General features: G+C 53.4%; 16 protein-coding genes and 3 tRNA genes. 16 read left to right on the plus strand and 3 right to left on the minus strand.

The window, feature by feature from the left end:
• The first annotated feature begins 2 nt into the window (after positions 1-2).
• From ACLJPQ_RS03085 to ACLJPQ_RS03100, 4 genes are all read left to right on the plus strand, one after another.
• Positions 3-79, plus strand: a tRNA-Met gene (locus ACLJPQ_RS03085).
• Between the two features lie 46 nt (positions 80-125).
• Positions 126-200 (plus strand) — tRNA-Gln (locus ACLJPQ_RS03090).
• A gap of 43 nt (positions 201-243) precedes the next feature.
• Positions 244-318, plus strand: a tRNA-Gln gene (locus ACLJPQ_RS03095).
• Between the two features lie 135 nt (positions 319-453).
• Complete coding sequence (locus ACLJPQ_RS03100) at positions 454-1,029, plus strand: membrane protein (protein WP_001109079.1); 576 nt, start codon at positions 454-456, stop codon at positions 1,027-1,029.
• 66 nt (positions 1,030-1,095) lie between these two features.
• Here the strand turns inward: ACLJPQ_RS03100 and ubiF are convergent, their stop codons facing one another.
• Positions 1,096-2,271: a 3-demethoxyubiquinol 3-hydroxylase gene (gene ubiF, locus ACLJPQ_RS03105; RefSeq protein ID WP_000184625.1), complete on the minus strand. Its 1,176-nt coding sequence runs from the start codon at positions 2,269-2,271 to the stop codon at positions 1,096-1,098.
• A 143-nt stretch (positions 2,272-2,414) separates the two neighbouring features.
• Here ubiF and miaB point away from each other — a divergent pair, with 143 nt between their 5' ends.
• The 12 genes from miaB (at position 2,415) to hscC (ending at position 15,793) form a co-directional block, all read left to right on the plus strand.
• Entirely contained in the window at positions 2,415-3,839 is a 1,425-nt protein-coding gene (gene miaB, locus ACLJPQ_RS03110) for a tRNA (N6-isopentenyl adenosine(37)-C2)-methylthiotransferase MiaB (RefSeq protein WP_001519200.1), read from the plus strand.
• Between the two features lie 204 nt (positions 3,840-4,043).
• On the plus strand, positions 4,044-5,090 hold the full coding sequence (locus ACLJPQ_RS03115) for a PhoH family protein (protein WP_170917821.1): 1,047 nt from the start codon (positions 4,044-4,046) through the stop codon (positions 5,088-5,090).
• Complete coding sequence (ybeY, locus tag ACLJPQ_RS03120) at positions 5,087-5,560, plus strand: rRNA maturation RNase YbeY (RefSeq protein ID WP_000084479.1); 474 nt, start codon at positions 5,087-5,089, stop codon at positions 5,558-5,560. The genes ACLJPQ_RS03115 and ybeY overlap by 4 nt, the downstream gene beginning before the upstream one ends.
• A gap of 157 nt (positions 5,561-5,717) precedes the next feature.
• Positions 5,718-6,596 carry a CNNM family magnesium/cobalt transport protein CorC gene (corC, locus tag ACLJPQ_RS03125; RefSeq protein ID WP_001278615.1) on the plus strand — a complete coding sequence of 293 codons (879 nt, stop codon included), beginning with the start codon at positions 5,718-5,720 and terminating at the stop codon, positions 6,594-6,596.
• 19 nt (positions 6,597-6,615) lie between these two features.
• On the plus strand, positions 6,616-8,154 hold the full coding sequence (gene lnt / locus ACLJPQ_RS03130; RefSeq protein WP_001749116.1) for an apolipoprotein N-acyltransferase: 1,539 nt from the start codon (positions 6,616-6,618) through the stop codon (positions 8,152-8,154).
• A 354-nt stretch (positions 8,155-8,508) separates the two neighbouring features.
• Entirely contained in the window at positions 8,509-9,417 is a 909-nt protein-coding gene (locus ACLJPQ_RS03135) for an amino acid ABC transporter substrate-binding protein (RefSeq protein ID WP_001518176.1), read from the plus strand.
• A 159-nt stretch (positions 9,418-9,576) separates the two neighbouring features.
• Complete coding sequence (gene gltJ / locus ACLJPQ_RS03140; RefSeq protein WP_000020930.1) at positions 9,577-10,317, plus strand: glutamate/aspartate ABC transporter permease GltJ; 741 nt, start codon at positions 9,577-9,579, stop codon at positions 10,315-10,317.
• The gene (gene gltK / locus ACLJPQ_RS03145; protein ID WP_000272802.1) at positions 10,317-10,991 is read left to right on the plus strand and encodes a glutamate/aspartate ABC transporter permease GltK; all 675 of its coding nucleotides are present in this window, start codon (positions 10,317-10,319) and stop codon (positions 10,989-10,991) included. The genes gltJ and gltK overlap by 1 nt, the downstream gene beginning before the upstream one ends.
• Positions 10,991-11,716 carry a glutamate/aspartate ABC transporter ATP-binding protein GltL gene (gltL, locus tag ACLJPQ_RS03150; RefSeq protein WP_000631369.1) on the plus strand — a complete coding sequence of 242 codons (726 nt, stop codon included), beginning with the start codon at positions 10,991-10,993 and terminating at the stop codon, positions 11,714-11,716. The genes gltK and gltL overlap by 1 nt, the downstream gene beginning before the upstream one ends.
• 116 nt (positions 11,717-11,832) lie before the next feature.
• Positions 11,833-12,768 carry a pyrimidine-specific ribonucleoside hydrolase RihA gene (gene rihA / locus ACLJPQ_RS03155; protein WP_047606641.1) on the plus strand — a complete coding sequence of 312 codons (936 nt, stop codon included), beginning with the start codon at positions 11,833-11,835 and terminating at the stop codon, positions 12,766-12,768.
• Positions 12,769-12,799: 31 nt separating this feature from the next.
• Positions 12,800-14,038 carry a hypothetical protein gene (locus ACLJPQ_RS03160; protein WP_080184568.1) on the plus strand — a complete coding sequence of 413 codons (1,239 nt, stop codon included), beginning with the start codon at positions 12,800-12,802 and terminating at the stop codon, positions 14,036-14,038.
• A 75-nt stretch (positions 14,039-14,113) separates the two neighbouring features.
• Entirely contained in the window at positions 14,114-15,793 is a 1,680-nt protein-coding gene (hscC, locus tag ACLJPQ_RS03165; protein WP_080184569.1) for a molecular chaperone HscC, read from the plus strand.
• Between the two features lie 21 nt (positions 15,794-15,814).
• Here hscC and ACLJPQ_RS03170 read toward each other — a convergent pair whose 3' ends face one another.
• Both ACLJPQ_RS03170 and ACLJPQ_RS03175 read right to left on the minus strand, forming a co-directional pair.
• Positions 15,815-17,278 (minus strand): J domain-containing protein, encoded by a 1,464-nt coding sequence (locus ACLJPQ_RS03170; protein ID WP_080184570.1) that lies wholly within the window; start codon positions 17,276-17,278, stop codon positions 15,815-15,817.
• On the minus strand, positions 17,275-17,979 hold the full coding sequence (locus ACLJPQ_RS03175; protein ID WP_080184571.1) for a DUF1266 domain-containing protein: 705 nt from the start codon (positions 17,977-17,979) through the stop codon (positions 17,275-17,277). The genes ACLJPQ_RS03170 and ACLJPQ_RS03175 overlap by 4 nt, the downstream gene beginning before the upstream one ends.
• Between the last annotated feature and the right edge of the window lie 4 nt (positions 17,980-17,983).

Genomic DNA, 17,983 nt, shown 5'->3' on the forward strand with positions numbered 1-17,983 from the left:
CTGGCTACGTAGCTCAGTTGGTTAGAGCACATCACTCATAATGATGGGGTCACAGGTTCGAATCCCGTCGTAGCCACCATATTCAGAACGCGTCGAGGTATTCGACCGGTTCGAAAATAATTTGTTGGGGTATCGCCAAGCGGTAAGGCACCGGATTCTGATTCCGGCATTCCGAGGTTCGAATCCTCGTACCCCAGCCAGTTTTAAAGACGCTCTGCTAACGAGCGCAAGAAGTACGACAATTGGGGTATCGCCAAGCGGTAAGGCACCGGATTCTGATTCCGGCATTCCGAGGTTCGAATCCTCGTACCCCAGCCACCTTTAAAAAGCTCGCTTCGGCGAGCTTTTTGCTTTTCTGCGTTTATAAATTCCGAAAGAGGTTTCCCCCTCAATGCCCTGCTATCAGTAAAACGCTATGATAAAGCCTTACAGGGATCGTTCGGTAACCTCACAATGAATTACCAGTTTTGTTGGTATCTCTTTTTGCGGCCATTAACATTTTTTATGGTCGTCTTGCTCTGCGCTTTCACCTTCATTGATATCACGGCCAGCGCCGCCTGGTTGATTATTTTGGGTCTGGTTTACCCCGTGGCAGTGTCAATGAGGCTACATATACTGCACCAGAAAAAGGCCGTCATGTTGCGCCAGAATAGTGCGGAATGGATAGTGTATCTGCCAGGGATCCCTGTGCAAGAAAAACAAAGCGCGCTGATTAATGTCGCGTTTTCCTCGAAAACGGCGCTGCGTGGATTCTATATTCGCGCCCTGTCCAGCAAAGTCATTCTTCACATCATCACTTTTTATATTCTGTGGTTTGATGTCCAACATGCAACACTGACGTGGTATCGGATTATCGCCGCATTAATCACCCTGGCGATTCTTGTAAAATCAATGAGTTCCACATTACTGATGCTACATAAAGTAGTACGTTGCCAATACAACGTATGCACAATTGAAATGGCATCACCTTGGTATGAAATTGATTTCAAAGGGAAATTAGGTTTATGTGCATTATTTGCAGTAAAGTAAGATGTCAATACGCTTACCCGACCTGCAATTGAGCGTTTTTACAAACCGGGTAAGGCATTCAACGGGTTACAACCCCAACGCATATTTCAGCGCCTGACGTTTTAGCACGCCTGCGCGCTGCGCCGCCATCAGCCCCATATTGCGTAAAATACGCAGCGGCGGCAGTTCATTGCTGAACCCGGCATAAAACAGATCCATTCCACTTTGCATCATAAAATTATCTGCCATGCGCCGCGTCTGATAGCGTTTCAACACCGAATGGCTGGCCCAGGACTCGCCATAGCTACGGGCACTCGCCAGCACATCAATCAACGCATCAACATCCCGATACCCCAGGTTGACGCCCTGCCCGGCCAGCGGATGAATGGTATGCGCCGCGTCGCCTACCAGCGCCAGCCCCGGTTGCGCATACTGCAACGCGTGACGACGGGTTAGCGGAAACGCGCCCGCCGCGACAGGCATCACCGCCCCCAGACGCGCCGGAAAGTGCTGGTTAATTTCCACCTGCAATTGCGTCATCGATAAACTCTGTAGCTGGCGAATACGTGCCGGAGCGTCATACCACACCAGCGACGCCCAATCGTCGAACAGCGGCAAAAAGGCGCGCGGCCCCGTTGGCGTAAACTGCTGCCAGGTGCTGTCGCCTGGCGCATTTTCACACTTGACGGTGATAAGCATACACGACTGCGCATATTGCCAGGCATGAATGCCAATTCCCGCCATTTGCCGAACCTGCGAATTCGCGCCGTCGGCGCCAATCACTAACTTCGGCGTTACCCATTCGCCGTCGGCCAGTTCCAGCGCATAACCATCGTGGCGGCGGTGCAATGCCGCCAGTGAAGCCGGAACGCGCAGCGTCACGCCGGGGTGCGCTTCCAGCGCCTGCCACAGCGCCTGTTGCAGGACGTTGTTCTCTACCATATAGCCTAACAGCGGCAGCTTGAGTTCAGCGGCGTCGAACACCACATGGGCGTTTTCCCACTCCCAGGTCTCCAGTCGCCGATAAGGATGGCTACGCATCCCCTGCACCGCCTCCCAAACGCCCAGTCCCTTGAGCAGCGCCACGGATGCCGCGCTAATGGCCGAAATCCGCACGTCAGGCTGGCTGTCAGCCACAAACGGCGCAGGCGCGGCATGTTCTATTACCATCACCGTAAACCCTTGCTGCGCCAGACCCAGCGCCAGCGCGCCGCCGACCATTCCCCCGCCGACAATGGCAATTTCCGTTGGTTGATTTGTCATGGTCATTCATCCTGTTACGTTTTAGACAAGTTTACAGGATTTTTTACCCATTAGGGCTGACGTCAGTCATACTGGTCACAACCGCGCCAAAGCATTACACTATGCGCCCTGCTTTTCAGCCACTATTTCGCAAGAGCAAGTCGATGACTAAAAAACTCCATATTAAAACCTGGGGCTGTCAGATGAACGAGTACGATTCATCGAAGATGGCCGATCTGCTGGACGCCACCCACGGCTATCAACTGACCGACGTGGCGGAAGAGGCGGATGTGCTGCTGTTAAATACCTGCTCAATCCGCGAGAAGGCTCAGGAAAAAGTCTTCCATCAATTAGGTCGCTGGAGACTGTTAAAAGAGAAAAATCCCGATCTGATTATCGGCGTCGGCGGCTGCGTGGCTTCCCAGGAAGGCGAGCACATTCGTCAACGCGCCCATTACGTCGACATTATTTTTGGCCCGCAAACCTTACACCGCCTGCCGGAGATGATTAACTCCGTGCGTGGCGACCGTAGCCCGGTGGTCGATATCAGCTTCCCGGAAATCGAGAAGTTCGACCGTTTGCCGGAACCACGCGCAGAAGGCCCGACCGCTTTCGTTTCTATCATGGAAGGCTGCAATAAATATTGTACTTACTGCGTGGTACCGTATACCCGCGGTGAAGAAGTCAGCCGTCCCTCAGACGATATCCTGTTCGAAATCGCCCAGCTAGCGGCGCAGGGCGTGCGTGAGGTCAACCTGCTGGGCCAGAACGTTAACGCCTGGCGCGGAGAAAACTACGACGGCACCACCGGCACCTTTGCCGATCTGCTGCGTCTGGTTGCCGCCATCGACGGCATTGACCGTATTCGCTTTACCACCAGCCATCCGATTGAGTTCACCGACGATATTATCGAGGTGTACCGCGATACGCCGGAGCTGGTCAGTTTCCTGCATCTGCCGGTACAGAGCGGTTCCGATCGCGTGTTGAATCTGATGGGGCGCACCCACACTGCGCTGGAATATAAAGCAATCATCCGTAAACTGCGCGCGGCGCGGCCGGACATTCAGATAAGCTCTGACTTTATCGTCGGTTTCCCAGGCGAAACTACCGATGATTTCGAAAAAACCATGAAGCTTATCGCCGACGTCAACTTTGATATGAGCTACAGCTTTATCTTCTCTGCGCGTCCGGGAACGCCGGCTGCCGATATGGTTGATGACGTACCGGAAGAAGAGAAAAAGCAGCGTCTGTATATTCTGCAAGAGCGTATCAATCAGCAGGCGATGGCATGGAGCCGCCGTATGCTCGGCACGACACAGCGCATTCTGGTGGAAGGCACGTCACGTAAAAACATTATGGAACTGTCTGGCCGTACCGAAAACAATCGGGTGGTGAACTTTGAAGGCACGCCGGAGATGATTGGTAAGTTTGTCGATGTGGAAATTACTGACGTCTATCCGAACTCCCTGCGCGGAAAAGTGGTGCGTACCGAAGATGAAATGGGTCTGCGCGTCGCCGAAACGCCGGAGTCCGTCATTGCCCGTACCCGTAAAGAAAATGAGCTGGGCGTAGGATTCTACCAGCCTTAATCCTGCAGGAAAGGCAATAATGCCCGATGGCGCTACGCCTGTCGGGCTTCCTGGTCATGGCCTGTCGCCCGACGGGCCTTGCAATTTTCTCTCTTCATCCCCATCTTCATTGCAATGCTTGCGCCTTTTCCCTATGGCGTGAATAATTTCCTTAGATGCCGGTAAATGTTCAGCGTCCGGCGATACAGACACAAGAGGAACAGTTTGAATATAGACACTCGCGAAATTACCCTTGAGCCCGCAGACAACGCCCGTCTGTTGAGCCTTTGCGGGCCGTTTGATGACAATATTAAACAGCTCGAACGTCGTCTCGGTATTGAAATCAACCGCCGTGACAATCACTTTAAACTGACCGGTCGTCCGATTTGCGTGACCGCGGCGACAGATATTTTGCGAAGTCTGTATGTCGATACCGCACCGATGCGCGGCCAGACTCAGGATATCGAACCGGAACAAATTCATCTGGCGATCAAAGAAGCGCGGGTGCTGGAACAGAGCGCGGAAAGCGTGCCTGACTATGGCAAAGCTATTAATATCAAAACCAAGCGCGGCGTGATTAAACCGCGTACCCCGAACCAGGCGCAGTACATCGCCAATATTCTCGATCATGATATTACCTTTGGCGTCGGCCCAGCGGGTACCGGTAAAACTTATCTTGCGGTCGCCGCTGCGGTAGACGCCCTGGAGCGCCAGGAGATTCGCCGTATTCTACTGACCCGTCCGGCGGTGGAAGCGGGCGAAAAACTCGGCTTTCTGCCAGGCGATTTAAGTCAGAAGGTGGACCCGTACCTGCGTCCGCTGTATGACGCGCTGTTCGAAATGCTCGGCTTTGAAAAAGTCGAGAAGCTGATTGAGCGCAATGTGATTGAAGTCGCGCCGCTGGCCTATATGCGCGGACGCACATTAAACGACGCCTTTATCATTCTGGATGAAAGCCAGAACACCACCATCGAACAGATGAAGATGTTCCTGACGCGTATCGGCTTTAACTCTAAAGCGGTTATCACCGGCGACGTCACCCAGATTGACCTGCCGCGCAGCACCAAATCCGGCTTGCGTCATGCCATTGAAGTGCTGGCGGAAGTCGATGAAATCAGCTTTAACTTCTTCCACAGCGAAGACGTGGTGCGCCATCCGGTCGTTGCCCGCATTGTGAACGCCTATGAAGCCTGGGAAGAGGCCGAACAAAAACGCAAAGCGGCGTTGGCGGCGGAGCGTAAGCGTGAAGCCCAGGAGCAGGAACAGAAATGAGTCAGGTGATCCTCGATTTACAGTTGGCCTGTGAAAACCACGCGGGCCTGCCGGATGAAGCTCAGTTTCAACGCTGGCTGGACGGCGTTATTCCGCAGTTTCAGGAAGAGGCGGAAGTCACAATCCGTCTGGTGGATGAGGCCGAAAGCCACAACCTTAATTTGACGTACCGCGGGAAAGATAAACCCACTAATGTTCTCTCCTTCCCGTTTGAAGCGCCCCCCGGCATTGAAATGCCGCTACTGGGCGATCTGATTATTTGCCGTCAGGTCGTGGAGCAGGAAGCGCAAGAACAGAGCAAGCCGCTGGAGGCGCACTGGGCGCACATGGTCGTGCACGGTAGCCTGCATTTGCTGGGTTACGATCATATCGACGATGACGAAGCAGAAGAGATGGAGTCTCTCGAAACGGAGATTATGCTTGCTATGGGCTATGAGGATCCGTACATTGCCGAGAAGATTGCAGAATAGTAGCTTGCCGGATGGCGGCGCTTGCGCCTTATCCGGCCTACATTCATGCCTTTTGTAGCCCTGATAAGCGTAGCGTCATCAGGCAAAACATGCCGTCACAGCTGAGTATACGCATGACGAGCTTTGTATTAACTAACATGAGAACCCATACGACGCCATGAGCGACGACAATTCACACAGTAGTGACACAGTAAACAGTAAAAAGGGATTTTTTTCCCTGCTACTCAGCCAGCTTTTCCACGGGGAACCTAAAAACCGTGATGAGTTGCTGGCGCTGATCCGTGATTCCGGGCAGAACGAGCTTATCGATGAAGATACGCGCGATATGCTCGAAGGCGTAATGGACATCGCCGACCAGCGCGTTCGCGATATTATGATCCCGCGCTCCCAGATGATTACCCTGAAACGCAACCAGACGCTGGACGAATGTCTCGATGTTATCATCGAGTCCGCCCACTCGCGTTTTCCGGTGATCAGCGAAGATAAAGATCACATTGAAGGGATTCTGATGGCCAAAGATTTGCTGCCGTTTATGCGCAGCGATGCCGAAGCCTTCAGCATGGACAAAGTGTTACGCACCGCGGTTGTCGTACCGGAAAGCAAACGGGTTGACCGTATGCTCAAGGAATTCCGCTCCCAGCGCTACCATATGGCCATCGTTATCGATGAGTTCGGCGGCGTTTCCGGCCTTGTGACTATCGAAGACATCCTCGAACTGATTGTCGGTGAAATTGAAGATGAGTATGACGAAGAAGACGATATCGACTTCCGTCAGCTTAGCCGCCATACCTGGACGATTCGCGCGCTGGCGTCGATTGAAGACTTCAATGACGCTTTCGGCACCCACTTCAGCGATGAAGAAGTTGATACCATCGGCGGACTGGTGATGCAGGCGTTCGGCCATTTACCGGCCCGCGGCGAAACCATTGACATTGATGGTTACCAGTTCAAAGTGGCGATGGCCGATAGTCGTCGTATTATTCAGGTGCATGTCAGGATCCCGGATGACTCGCCCCAGCCAAAACTGGACGAATAACAGCAATAGTGGACTAAAAATGGCATTTGCCTCGTTAATTGAACGCCAGCGTATTCGCCTGCTGCTGGCGTTATTATTCGGCGCCTGCGGAACACTGGCTTTCTCTCCGTATGACGTCTGGCCCGCAGCGATAGTGTCGCTTATCGGGCTGCAGGCCTTAACGTTTAATCGCCGCCCGCTCCAGTCTGCCGCCATCGGCTATTGCTGGGGACTCGGACTTTTCGGTAGCGGGATTAACTGGGTTTATGTCAGTATCGCGCAGTTTGGCGGCATGCCGGGCCCGGTTAACGTTTTTCTGGTGGTGCTGCTTGCAGCTTATCTCTCACTGTATACCGGACTGTTTGCCGGGATTTTGTCGCGCCTGTGGCCAAAAACCAACTGGCTGCGCGTCGCTATCGCCGCGCCTGCAATATGGCAAATCACCGAATTTTTACGCGGCTGGGTGCTGACCGGCTTCCCCTGGCTGCAATTTGGCTATAGTCAGGTCGACGGCCCGCTAAAAGGCCTGGCGCCGGTAATGGGCGTCGAAGCGATCAACTTCCTGCTGATGATGGTCAGCGGCCTGTTAGCGCTGGCACTGGCGACGCGGAACTGGCGTCCGCTGGCTGTCGCCGTGATTCTGTTTGCTTTGCCCTTTCCGCTACGTTATATCCAGTGGTTTACGCTGGAACCGGCCAAAGCGACCCAGGTATCGCTGGTGCAGGGCGATATTCCGCAGTCGCTGAAGTGGGACGAAAACCAGCTACTGAATACGCTAAAAATTTATCTCAACGAAACCCGCCCAGAGTTAGGCAAATCACAGATTATTATCTGGCCTGAGTCGGCGATTCCGGATCTCGAAATCAATCAGCAGCCTTTCCTTCGTTCGCTGGACGAGATGTTACGCGAAAAAAATAGCACGCTGATCACCGGTATTGTCGATGCGCGTCTCAATAAACAGAATCGATACGACACCTACAATACGATTATTACGTTGGGCAAGGATAATCCATACAGTTATGACTCGCCCAATCGCTACAATAAAAATCACCTTGTGCCCTTTGGCGAGTTCGTTCCGCTGGAGTCTATCCTGCGTCCGCTGGCGCCGTTCTTCGATCTGCCCATGTCCTCCTTTAGCCGCGGCCCTTATATCCAGCCGCAGTTACATGCGCACGACTATAAGCTGACGGCGGCAATCTGTTATGAAATTATTCTTGGCGAACAGGTGCGGGATAACTTCCGCCCGGACACCGACTATCTGCTGACGATTTCTAACGACGCCTGGTTTGGTAAGTCCATTGGCCCGTGGCAACATTTCCAGATGGCGCGGATGCGTTCGCTGGAGCTGGCGCGTCCGTTACTGCGCAGTACTAATAACGGTATTACGGCGGTGATTGGCCCGCAGGGCGAAATTCAGGCGATGATCCCGCAGTTCACACGCCAGGTACTGACCACCCACGTCACGCCAACCACGGGGTTAACTCCCTATGCCCGTACCGGCAACTGGCCGCTATGGGTACTGACCGCGCTGTTTGCTTTTGGCGCGGTAGTGATGAGTCTGCGACAACGACGGAAATAATCTCTCCCCAGGCCGGATAGCGCTTCATTTATCCGGCCTGAAAATTCTCCTTTATCCCCCATTCTGGCACGTCTATTGCTTTGTTAAACATGGCAAACCTGTTCTGGCTGCTTGTGCAACCTGGTCGCACCAAAATCGATCATCGGTAGCACCTGAACGGTGCAATGTAGGATTTTTGCCTCTGAACGGTGCGGCGCACTTCGCAAAAATAAACAATATCGCAGCAAAATATTTACAACAAGCCACACTAAATGTTAACAAACACACATAACACTGCACGCGCAAGTTGCAGGCAATAACAACATCACAATAGCTATCAATGCGTCGACGGCGCAGATGATAAAGGAGTTGGATATGCAATTACGTAAGCTAACCACAGCAATGCTGGTCATGGGACTGTCTGCGGGCCTCGCGCACGCAGAAGATGGCGCGCCTGCCGCTGGTAGCACCCTGGACAAGATCGCTAAAAATGGCGTGATCGTCGTCGGGCATCGCGAATCTTCTGTGCCCTTTTCTTATTACGACAACCAGCAGAAAGTGGTCGGCTATTCCCAGGACTACTCCAACGCCATTGTGGAAGCGGTAAAAAAGAAACTTAACAAGCCCGATCTGCAGGTGAAGCTGATCCCGATCACCTCGCAAAACCGTATTCCGCTGTTGCAAAACGGAACCTTCGATTTTGAATGTGGTTCAACGACTAACAACCTTGAGCGCCAGAAACAGGCCGCCTTCTCCGATACGATTTTCGTCGTCGGGACGCGACTGCTGACTAAAAAAGGCGGCGATATTAAAGATTTCCCGGATCTGAAAGGCAAAGCGGTCGTCGTCACCTCCGGGACGACCTCTGAAATTCTGCTGCATAAGCTTAACGAAGAGCAAAAGATGGGGATGCGTATTATTAGCGCGAAAGACCACGGTGACTCGTTCCGCACCCTGGAAAGCGGTCGCGCCGTCGCCTTTATGATGGATGACGCGCTGCTGGCCGGCGAGCGCGCCAAAGCCAAGAAACCGGATAACTGGGAGATTGTCGGTAAACCGCAGTCCCAGGAAGCCTACGGCTGTATGCTGCGTAAAAACGACCCTGAGTTTAAAAAGCTGATGGACGATACCATCGCCCAGGCGCAAACCTCCGGCGAAGCGGAAAAGTGGTTTGATAAGTGGTTTAAAAATCCGATCCCACCGAAAAACCTGAACATGAATTTCGAGTTGTCTGACGAGATGAAAGCCCTGTTCAAAGCACCGAATGATAAAGCGCTTAACTAACTAAAACTAAATGGGACGGGACTCCTGTCCTCTCGATTGTCGCTCAGCACGGACAGACTATAAGCCTGATGGTCGTTCCCCATCGGGCCTGAAGCCGCAAATCGCCGGGCAACAATCTTCGAGGGTAGCGCTGCTACCCTTTTTTTTCGGAGTAGATGTATGTCAATAGACTGGAACTGGGGTATTTTTTTACAGGAAGCCCCCTTCGGCAATACCACCTATCTCGGCTGGCTATGGAGTGGTTTTCAGGTCACCGTAGCCCTTTCGATTACCGCCTGGATTATCGCTTTCCTGGTAGGATCTATTTTCGGCATTTTACGTACCGTTCCCAACCGTTTCCTCTCCGGACTGGGCACATTGTACGTAGAACTGTTCCGTAACGTGCCGCTGATCGTGCAATTCTTCACCTGGTACCTGGTGGTGCCTGAACTGTTGCCGGAAGATCTTGGCATGTGGTTTAAGGCGGAACTCGATCCCAATATTCAGTTTTTCCTCTCCTCAATGATCTGTCTGGGACTGTTTACCGCCGCGCGTGTTTGCGAACAGGTACGCGCCGCGATTCAGTCTTTGCCTCGCGGGCAGAAGAACGCGGCGCTGGCGATGGGGCTAACGCTGCCGCAGGCTTATCGCTATGTCCTGCTGCCGAATGCCTATCGCGTTATCGTGCCGCCAATGACGTCAGAGATGATGAACCTGGTGAAAAACTCGGCTATTGCCTCAACCATCGGCCTGGTGGATATGGCGGCGCAGGCAGGCAAACTGTTGGATTACTCGGCGCACGCCTGGGAATCCTTCACCGCCATTACGCTGGCCTATGTGCTGATTAACGCCGTTATCATGCTGGTCATGAGCCTGGTTGAACGCAAAGTCCGCCTGCCGGGCAACGTGGGGAGCAAATAATGTACGAATTTGACTGGAGTTCGATTATCCCCTCACTGCCTTACCTGCTGGCCGGGTTGGTCATCACGCTGAAGATCACCGTCACCGCCGTTGTCGTGGGGATAGTCTGGGGAACCATTCTGGCCGTCATGCGCCTCTCAAGCTTTACCCCTATCGCCTGGTTTGCTAAAGCGTATGTTAACGTTTTCCGTTCCATCCCGTTGGTGATGGTGCTGCTGTGGTTTTATCTGATTGTACCCGGCTTTCTGCAAAACGTGCTGGGACTATCGCCGAAAACCGATATCCGCCTGATCTCCGCGATGGTGGCATTCTCCATGTTTGAAGCGGCCTACTATTCCGAGATTATTCGCGCCGGTATTCAAAGTATTTCCCGCGGGCAGTCCAGCGCCGCGCTGGCGTTGGGGATGACCCACTGGCAGTCGATGAAGCTCATTATTCTGCCGCAGGCGTTTCGGGCGATGGTGCCGCTGTTGCTTACGCAGGGCATCGTGCTATTTCAGGACACCTCTTTAGTTTATGTACTCAGCCTGGCGGACTTCTTCCGCACCGCGTCGACTATCGGCGAGCGTGACGGTACTCAGGTCGAAATGATTCTGTTCGCCGGCGCCGTTTATTTTGTTATCAGCCTGAGCGCGTCGTTGCTGGTCAGCTATTTGAAGAAAAGGACAGTTTAATGATTACCCTGAAAAATGTTTCAAAATGGTATGGTCACTTTCAGGTGCTGACCGATTGTTCAACAGAAGTGAAAAAAGGTGAAGTGGTGGTAGTCTGCGGGCCATCGGGTTCCGGTAAATCCACGCTGATTAAGACCGTCAACGGTCTGGAACCGGTGCAAAAAGGCGAAATTACCGTTAACGGCATTATTGTGAACGACAAAAAAACCGATCTGGCGAAACTGCGTTCCCGCGTGGGCATGGTATTCCAGCACTTCGAGCTGTTTCCCCACCTGTCGATCATCGAAAACCTGACGCTGGCGCAGGTGAAAGTGCTGAAACGCGATAAGGCCGCCGCCCGCGATAAAGGCCTGAAGCTGCTGGAGCGCGTTGGCCTGTCTGCGCATGCCAACAAGTTCCCGGCGCAGCTTTCCGGCGGTCAGCAGCAGCGTGTCGCCATCGCCCGTGCGCTGTGCATGGACCCCATTGCCATGTTATTCGATGAACCGACTTCCGCGCTCGATCCGGAAATGATCAACGAGGTGCTGGACGTGATGGTCGAACTGGCGAACGAAGGGATGACCATGATGGTGGTGACGCACGAAATGGGCTTTGCCCGTAAAGTGGCTAACCGGGTGATCTTTATGGATGAAGGTAAAATCGTCGAAGATTCGCCAAAAGAGGAGTTCTTCGCTAACCCCAGTTCCGATCGCGCAAAAGACTTCCTTGCGAAAATCCTGCACTAATCTTCCCGGCGCGCATGTCAGAGTGCGCGCTATCTCACGCTTTACCGCTTCGCTTCTCGAAACGTATCCAGCCGGGCGTTAACCTTGTCACAAAGTACCGCTTACAAGGAGCCACAATGGCACTGCCCATTATTATTGATTGCGATCCGGGTCATGATGACGCGATCGCCCTCGTTCTCGCCCTCGCCTCCCCTGAACTGGAAGTGAAAGCGATCACCTCTTCCGCCGGCAACCAGACGCCGGAGAAGACCCTGCGCAACGTGCTGCGGATGCTGACGCTGCTCAAACGCCCGGATATTCCGGTGGCGGGCGGCGCGGTGAAACCTCTCATGCGCGAACTGATTATCGCCGATAACGTTCACGGCGAAAGCGGCCTCGACGGCCCGGCGCTGCCCGAGCCGTCATTCGCCCCGCAAAGCGGCACTGCCGTTGAGCTAATGGCAAAAACACTGCGCGAGAGCGCACAGCCAGTCACCATCGTCTCCACTGGCCCACAGACCAACGTGGCGCTGCTGCTGAATAGCCATCCGGAACTGCATACGAAAATCGCCCGCATTGTGATCATGGGCGGCGCAATGGGATTGGGTAACTGGACGCCCGCTGCGGAATTTAATATTTACGTCGACCCGGAAGCGGCAGAAATTGTCTTCCAGTCAGGCATTCCGGTGGTGATGGCCGGGCTGGACGTCACTCATAAGGCACAGATTCACGCCGCCGATATCGAACGCTTTCGCGCCATCGGCAACCCGATTTCCACCATCGTCGCCGAACTGCTGGACTTCTTTATGGAGTACCACAAAGACGAAAAATGGGGATTTGTCGGCGCGCCGCTGCACGACCCGTGCACCATCGCCTGGCTGCTGAAACCCGAGATTTTCACCACCGTTGAGCGTTGGGTTGGCGTGGAAACCCAGGGGAAATACACCCAGGGGATGACGGTGGTGGATTATTATTTCCTGACGGGGAATAAGCCGAATGCGACGGTGATGGTCGATGTAGACCGCCAGGGATTTGTCGATTTGCTGGCGGAACGGCTGCAATACTACGCATAAAGCGCAAAGTAGAATCCAGGGATGAACAGCGATGTTTTGGCGTAACAATAGACCTGAAATCAGCCTGCTACAGCACGACGTAGCCCATATTACGTTTTCAGTACGTAACGGAAAAGCATTGCTTCGTCCCTGCGTTATCCACGATCCCGACTCTTACGCCGGTATTCATACGCTTTCCTGGCATGGCTCGCCGCTGATTCGTTTTTACACTGAAGCCTGGTGCCCAACCTGCGCAGAATTTGTTTATGCCGGTTTTAGCAATGATGATGAAGGCGCCGCGCAGTTTTTATCCTCACTTGCCGAGTGGAATCAGCCAGGAGTCGGGTTGAACGAAGCATTTACCGCCCTGACGCCGCTGTTTTCACTCTTTGCCGATGGCTATTACCGGCTGGAAGAACGCGAACTTTATCCCACAGATGGCAACGGACATTTTTTCTGGGCGGTGGGTAACGAAAAACAACCGAATCCCGCGACCACAGGGCAGTGGATTGCTGACGTGGACTATCACTACCAGTCCGGCGAACCCTGTTTTTTACTGCCAGGCCAGCCCCCATCGCGATTTAACCCACAACGCGCCGGGTATTACCGCGATAAGCCAGAGAGCCACGCGCTGGCCTGGCATATGAATGACAGCTGGCTTTGCGTCCTGCTTGATGGTCACCATAAAGCCACCGCCGCCGCGCTGGAAGGCCGGCCCGTGAAGACCTGGGTCATCAGCCAGCCGGTAGCGGTGTCATGCTACGAGACGCGACAGCAATACCTGCGATTTTATGACGGCGCGCGCCTGGAAGCAGCCCAGTTTCAGCGCCGCATCCCCCTGAAAATACAGTACGAAAAACTACCGCCATCCCTTTGGGAGGATTACTTTACTCGCCATGACGGACGTTATACCCGCGTCAACTGGCCGAACGCATTGGCTAACTGCGCAACGCATTATCCCGATCTTGCGGCCTGCGCAGATATTATTGCCGCAGGCGATCTGAGCGAGGCCGGCCTCAACAAAATCATGGCGCAAGGGATCACCGAAGAGGGATTTCCCGCCATACTGTTACGCGCGCTGTTTTATACCCATTCTCCCTTGTTGATTGATTTTGTCCGTTTTCTGACTCGCGCACCCGGTTATGCCTGCCACTACCCGCTGGCGTTTCGTTTACTGGCCCAGAAACGCACGCCACAGGCCGATGCTTTTTTCCTCGATTTCGCCATCAATGATGACGGCGAGCGCCCGGAGTTGACGAATATTATGGATGAATACTTTCGCCAGGCGTGACATTGATAAAGATCACCACGCCAGAGGGTGGTGTTCTTTATTCTATAAACTCTCTTTCCCGATAAATTAAACGCAATGGATAATGCAACGTTAGCGATTGGTATCGATCTCGGCACTACTAATAGTTTAATCGCCGTCTGGCAAGACGGAGCCGCACAATTAATACCTAATAAATTTGGTGAATATTTAACACCATCCATAATTAGTATGGATGAAAATAAACAAATTCTGGTGGGAAAACCTGCCGCAGCGCGTAAAACATCTCATCCAGATAAAACCGCTGCCTTATTTAAACGCGCAATGGGCAGTAATACTCACTGGCATTTGGGTGAAGAGTCGTTTAATGCGCCGGAATTATCTTCGCTGGTTTTACGCTCGCTGAAAGAAGATGCGGAAGACTACCTTCAGCAGCCAATCAAGGATGTCGTGATCTCGGTTCCGGCTTATTTCAGCGATGAGCAGCGTAAGCATACACGCCTTGCCGCTGAGCTTGCGGGGTTAAACGCCGTGCGCTTGATCAATGAACCCACGGCGGCGGCAATGGCTTATGGCCTGCATACGCAGCAAAACAGCCGTTCGCTGGTTTTCGATCTGGGGGGCGGAACCTTTGATGTGACCGTTCTGGAATACGCTACGCCGATTATCGAAGTTCACGCCTCCGCTGGCGATAACTACCTCGGCGGCGAAGATTTCACGCATTTGTTACTTGATGAAGTGCTGAAACGCTGGAATCTCGATAAATCAACGCTGACGGATAGCGATCTGGCTGCGCTGTATGCCTGTGTTGAAGCCGCAAAATGCGCCAGCGGCTCCCCGCTGCGCATGAGCTGGCTTTATCAGGAGCGCGTGCTGGAAAGCACGTTTTATGATGATGAGCTGGAAGCCCTGTGGCTACCGTTGCTCAACCGGCTGCGCACGCCCATTGAGCAGGCGCTGCGCGATTCCCGACTCAAACCGGAGCAAATTGACAGCCTGGTGCTGGTCGGCGGCGCGTCACAGATGCCGCTGGTGCAACGCATCGCGGTGCGCTTATTCGGTAAATTGCCCTATCAAAGTTACGATCCCAGCACCATCGTGGCGCTTGGCGCCGCAACTCAGGCCGCCTGTCGCCTGCGCCATGAAGACGTTGAAGAGGTGATCCTCACGGATATCTGCCCCTACTCGCTGGGCGTGGAAGTCAACCGACAGGGCGTGCCTGGTATTTTCTCGCCCATCATTGAACGCAATACCACCGTTCCGGTGTCAAAAGTGGAAACGTACTCCACCATGCACCCTGAGCAGGACTCTATTTGCGTCAGGGTATACCAGGGCGAAAGCCATAAGGTGAAAAATAATATCCTGATCGATTCTTTTGACGTCATGCTGAAGCCGAACGGGCACATTCAGGCCATTGATATTCGTTTTAGCTACGATATTAATGGTCTGCTGGAAGTTGACGTGCTGCTGGAAGACGGCAAGAGTGAATCCAGAATCATCAGTCACAATGCCACCTCACTGACGACGCAGCAAATCGACGCCAGCCGCGAGCGGCTGCTGGCGCTGAAAATTTATCCCCGCGATATGCTGATTAACCGGACCTTTAAAGCACAGTTAGAGGAGCAGTGGTCACGCACGTTAGGCGATGAGCGCGAAATGCTGGGGGAGATTATTACCGATTTCGACGCGGCCCTGCTGTCTAATGATATGCAGCGCGTCGATGACGTGCGCCGTCGCGCCTGTGAATATCTGGGTATTGACGAGCCGAAAGCGCCGTAACGGCGCTTTCACTACCCCTGTTCAGAAAAAATGGAAGAATCGATTTAACGCGCAGACAATCAACGCGATCAAACCGACAATCTTCATGATTTTCATCACCCCGCCAGATTCCGCCTGACGGGGTGTTTCGGTTTTCGCTTCAGAAGACAATTTTTTCTCAGCCGCCAGCCTGAGCTCTTCCGCCAGCTCCTTTTTGTCACGAATATCGCCTGGCTTTATGGCGATTTTAGATGACAATGCCTGGGTTATCAGCGCCTCCAGCGGACAGGCTTGCCCCTCCTCCAGCCGGATCAGCAGGCGAAAAAAGGGCTTTTCTTTGGGAAACGCTTCCAGCACCACCTGCTCCGCCGTCCGGTACAGATCCAACAGCGGCGTTTCGGGTTCCCCCTGGGTACTCAGCCGTGAATTTGCCCACGCCATCTCTTTTCGCTTATAAAACAGGGAGTTAACAAATGAACGCCCCAGCGGTGATAACCTACCGCTGTGCAAAATGTCGGCCCACAGTAAACGCGTGCGCGCGCTTTCACCGGGGACATATTCGGCATCCGCCATACAGCGCGCTTCGACCGCCATCACCGCCAGCGGGAAGAAATCAGGCCGGTGCTGGCGGCACCAGCCCAGCAACAGGTCGTCCGCCTGCGTGGAGGGATAACGCTGCCAGAAATCGCAAAGATCGGCCAACAGGCTTTCCCCTTCACCGCAGAGCAAACGCTGTTTGCACAGGTAATAGTGCGCATCTTCGTTATCCGGCTCCGCGGCCTGCCAGCGACGAGCAATATCGACCAGTTCGGCCATGCCCCACTGCTCGGCGCTAAACCAGTGTAATAGTTTACGATGCAGCTGTTTATCATCGGGAATTATCCAGGCTCCCTGAACCTGCAGAGCGTCGGCAAAATGTTCGGGATAAAAGCGCCAGATACGCTCAAGCTTAAAAAAGTAGGCGTCAGTTTGGTCTTGAACAACAAGAGGCAATTTGGCCAGACTTAGCAGATCAAACGCATCGCCCCGCTTTACGGTCTCCAGAAATGCTTCCAGCTCTTCTCCATCAGCATCATCTTCTGCTTCCTGCGGCTGCCAGTTCAGACGCTGCGCCAACAATGCCAGGCAAGACAGCGAGATCGTTTCTGTTTTCATGGCGATGTCGCACAACTGCCAGCGCAGCTTATCTATCTCATCCATTGAACACTGGTTCAATTGCTGAATAAATTTCTGCCATGCCGAGGGCTGAAAGCGATCGCGCTCTGATGCCAGCAATTCCCTGAACGCCACCAGTATTTCATGTTCGTCGCTCACCTCTTCCGTTTTTACATCCTCCGCAGGCGAGGCGGCCCAGTGCTGCGCTTCTTCATAGGCCTGGCGCAATCGCTTAAAACCCTGCGGATCGCTCTCAGGGTGGAATGAGGGCAACAGGGCAAGATAAGCCTGACGGATACATTCCAGATCGGTGGTGGGTTCAATGCCCAGGATTTCCCAACAGATATTCATAAATCGCTCACTCCTTTAAGCGTTTCCGGGCATGTCGGTTGTTCGTTGAGCGGACGCCACGGTAGCTGCGCATAATAACTCTCTGTCGTAGAGGTCAGTTCATTAAACATCCGTGCGCCTGAAGCGTCGTACTTTAGGTGAGCGAAATATGCCTGTATGGTGTCCCCTTTAGCCTGCCAGTACAGCCGACCCAACGAATAGGCGGCAAAATATTGCGTCCAACCGTCGTAAAAATAGTACGCCCGCGCATAGATACGCGATTGCAGCCACAGGCTTTCCTCTTCCGTCAGCCATTGATTCAACACCCCCATCCGGCATAAAAACCCCATACGCACATAGTCCCAGGCTTTAATGCCGCCGCGACCGCAGCATAGTGCGGTTTCGGCAACAAATCGCGCATAAATCTGGCCCTGCTCGCCAAACTGCGCGGTAAATTCGCGCCATTGGCGAGGAGATAGCGTAAACCAGCGGATATAAAAGGGAGCCAAATCTGCCGCATGACCATCGTCCGTCATCCGATAGATGGTTTGAATAAGATCTTCACGGTTATCAATCCCCCATGAATCGGAGAGATCAAAGTGTGTTTTCCCGGTATACATTGCCGGGGAGAAGTGCGAAGGTTTCGCGCCAATGGCACGACTGTTTAGCACCTCCATCGGCGTGGAGAGCGCAAAAAGTAAATATTGTTCTTCCTTGTCCATATTC

It is taken from the genome of Salmonella sp. SAL04213 (genome assembly GCF_046550535.1).
Taxonomy (GTDB): Bacteria; Pseudomonadota; Gammaproteobacteria; order Enterobacterales; family Enterobacteriaceae; genus Salmonella; species Salmonella enterica.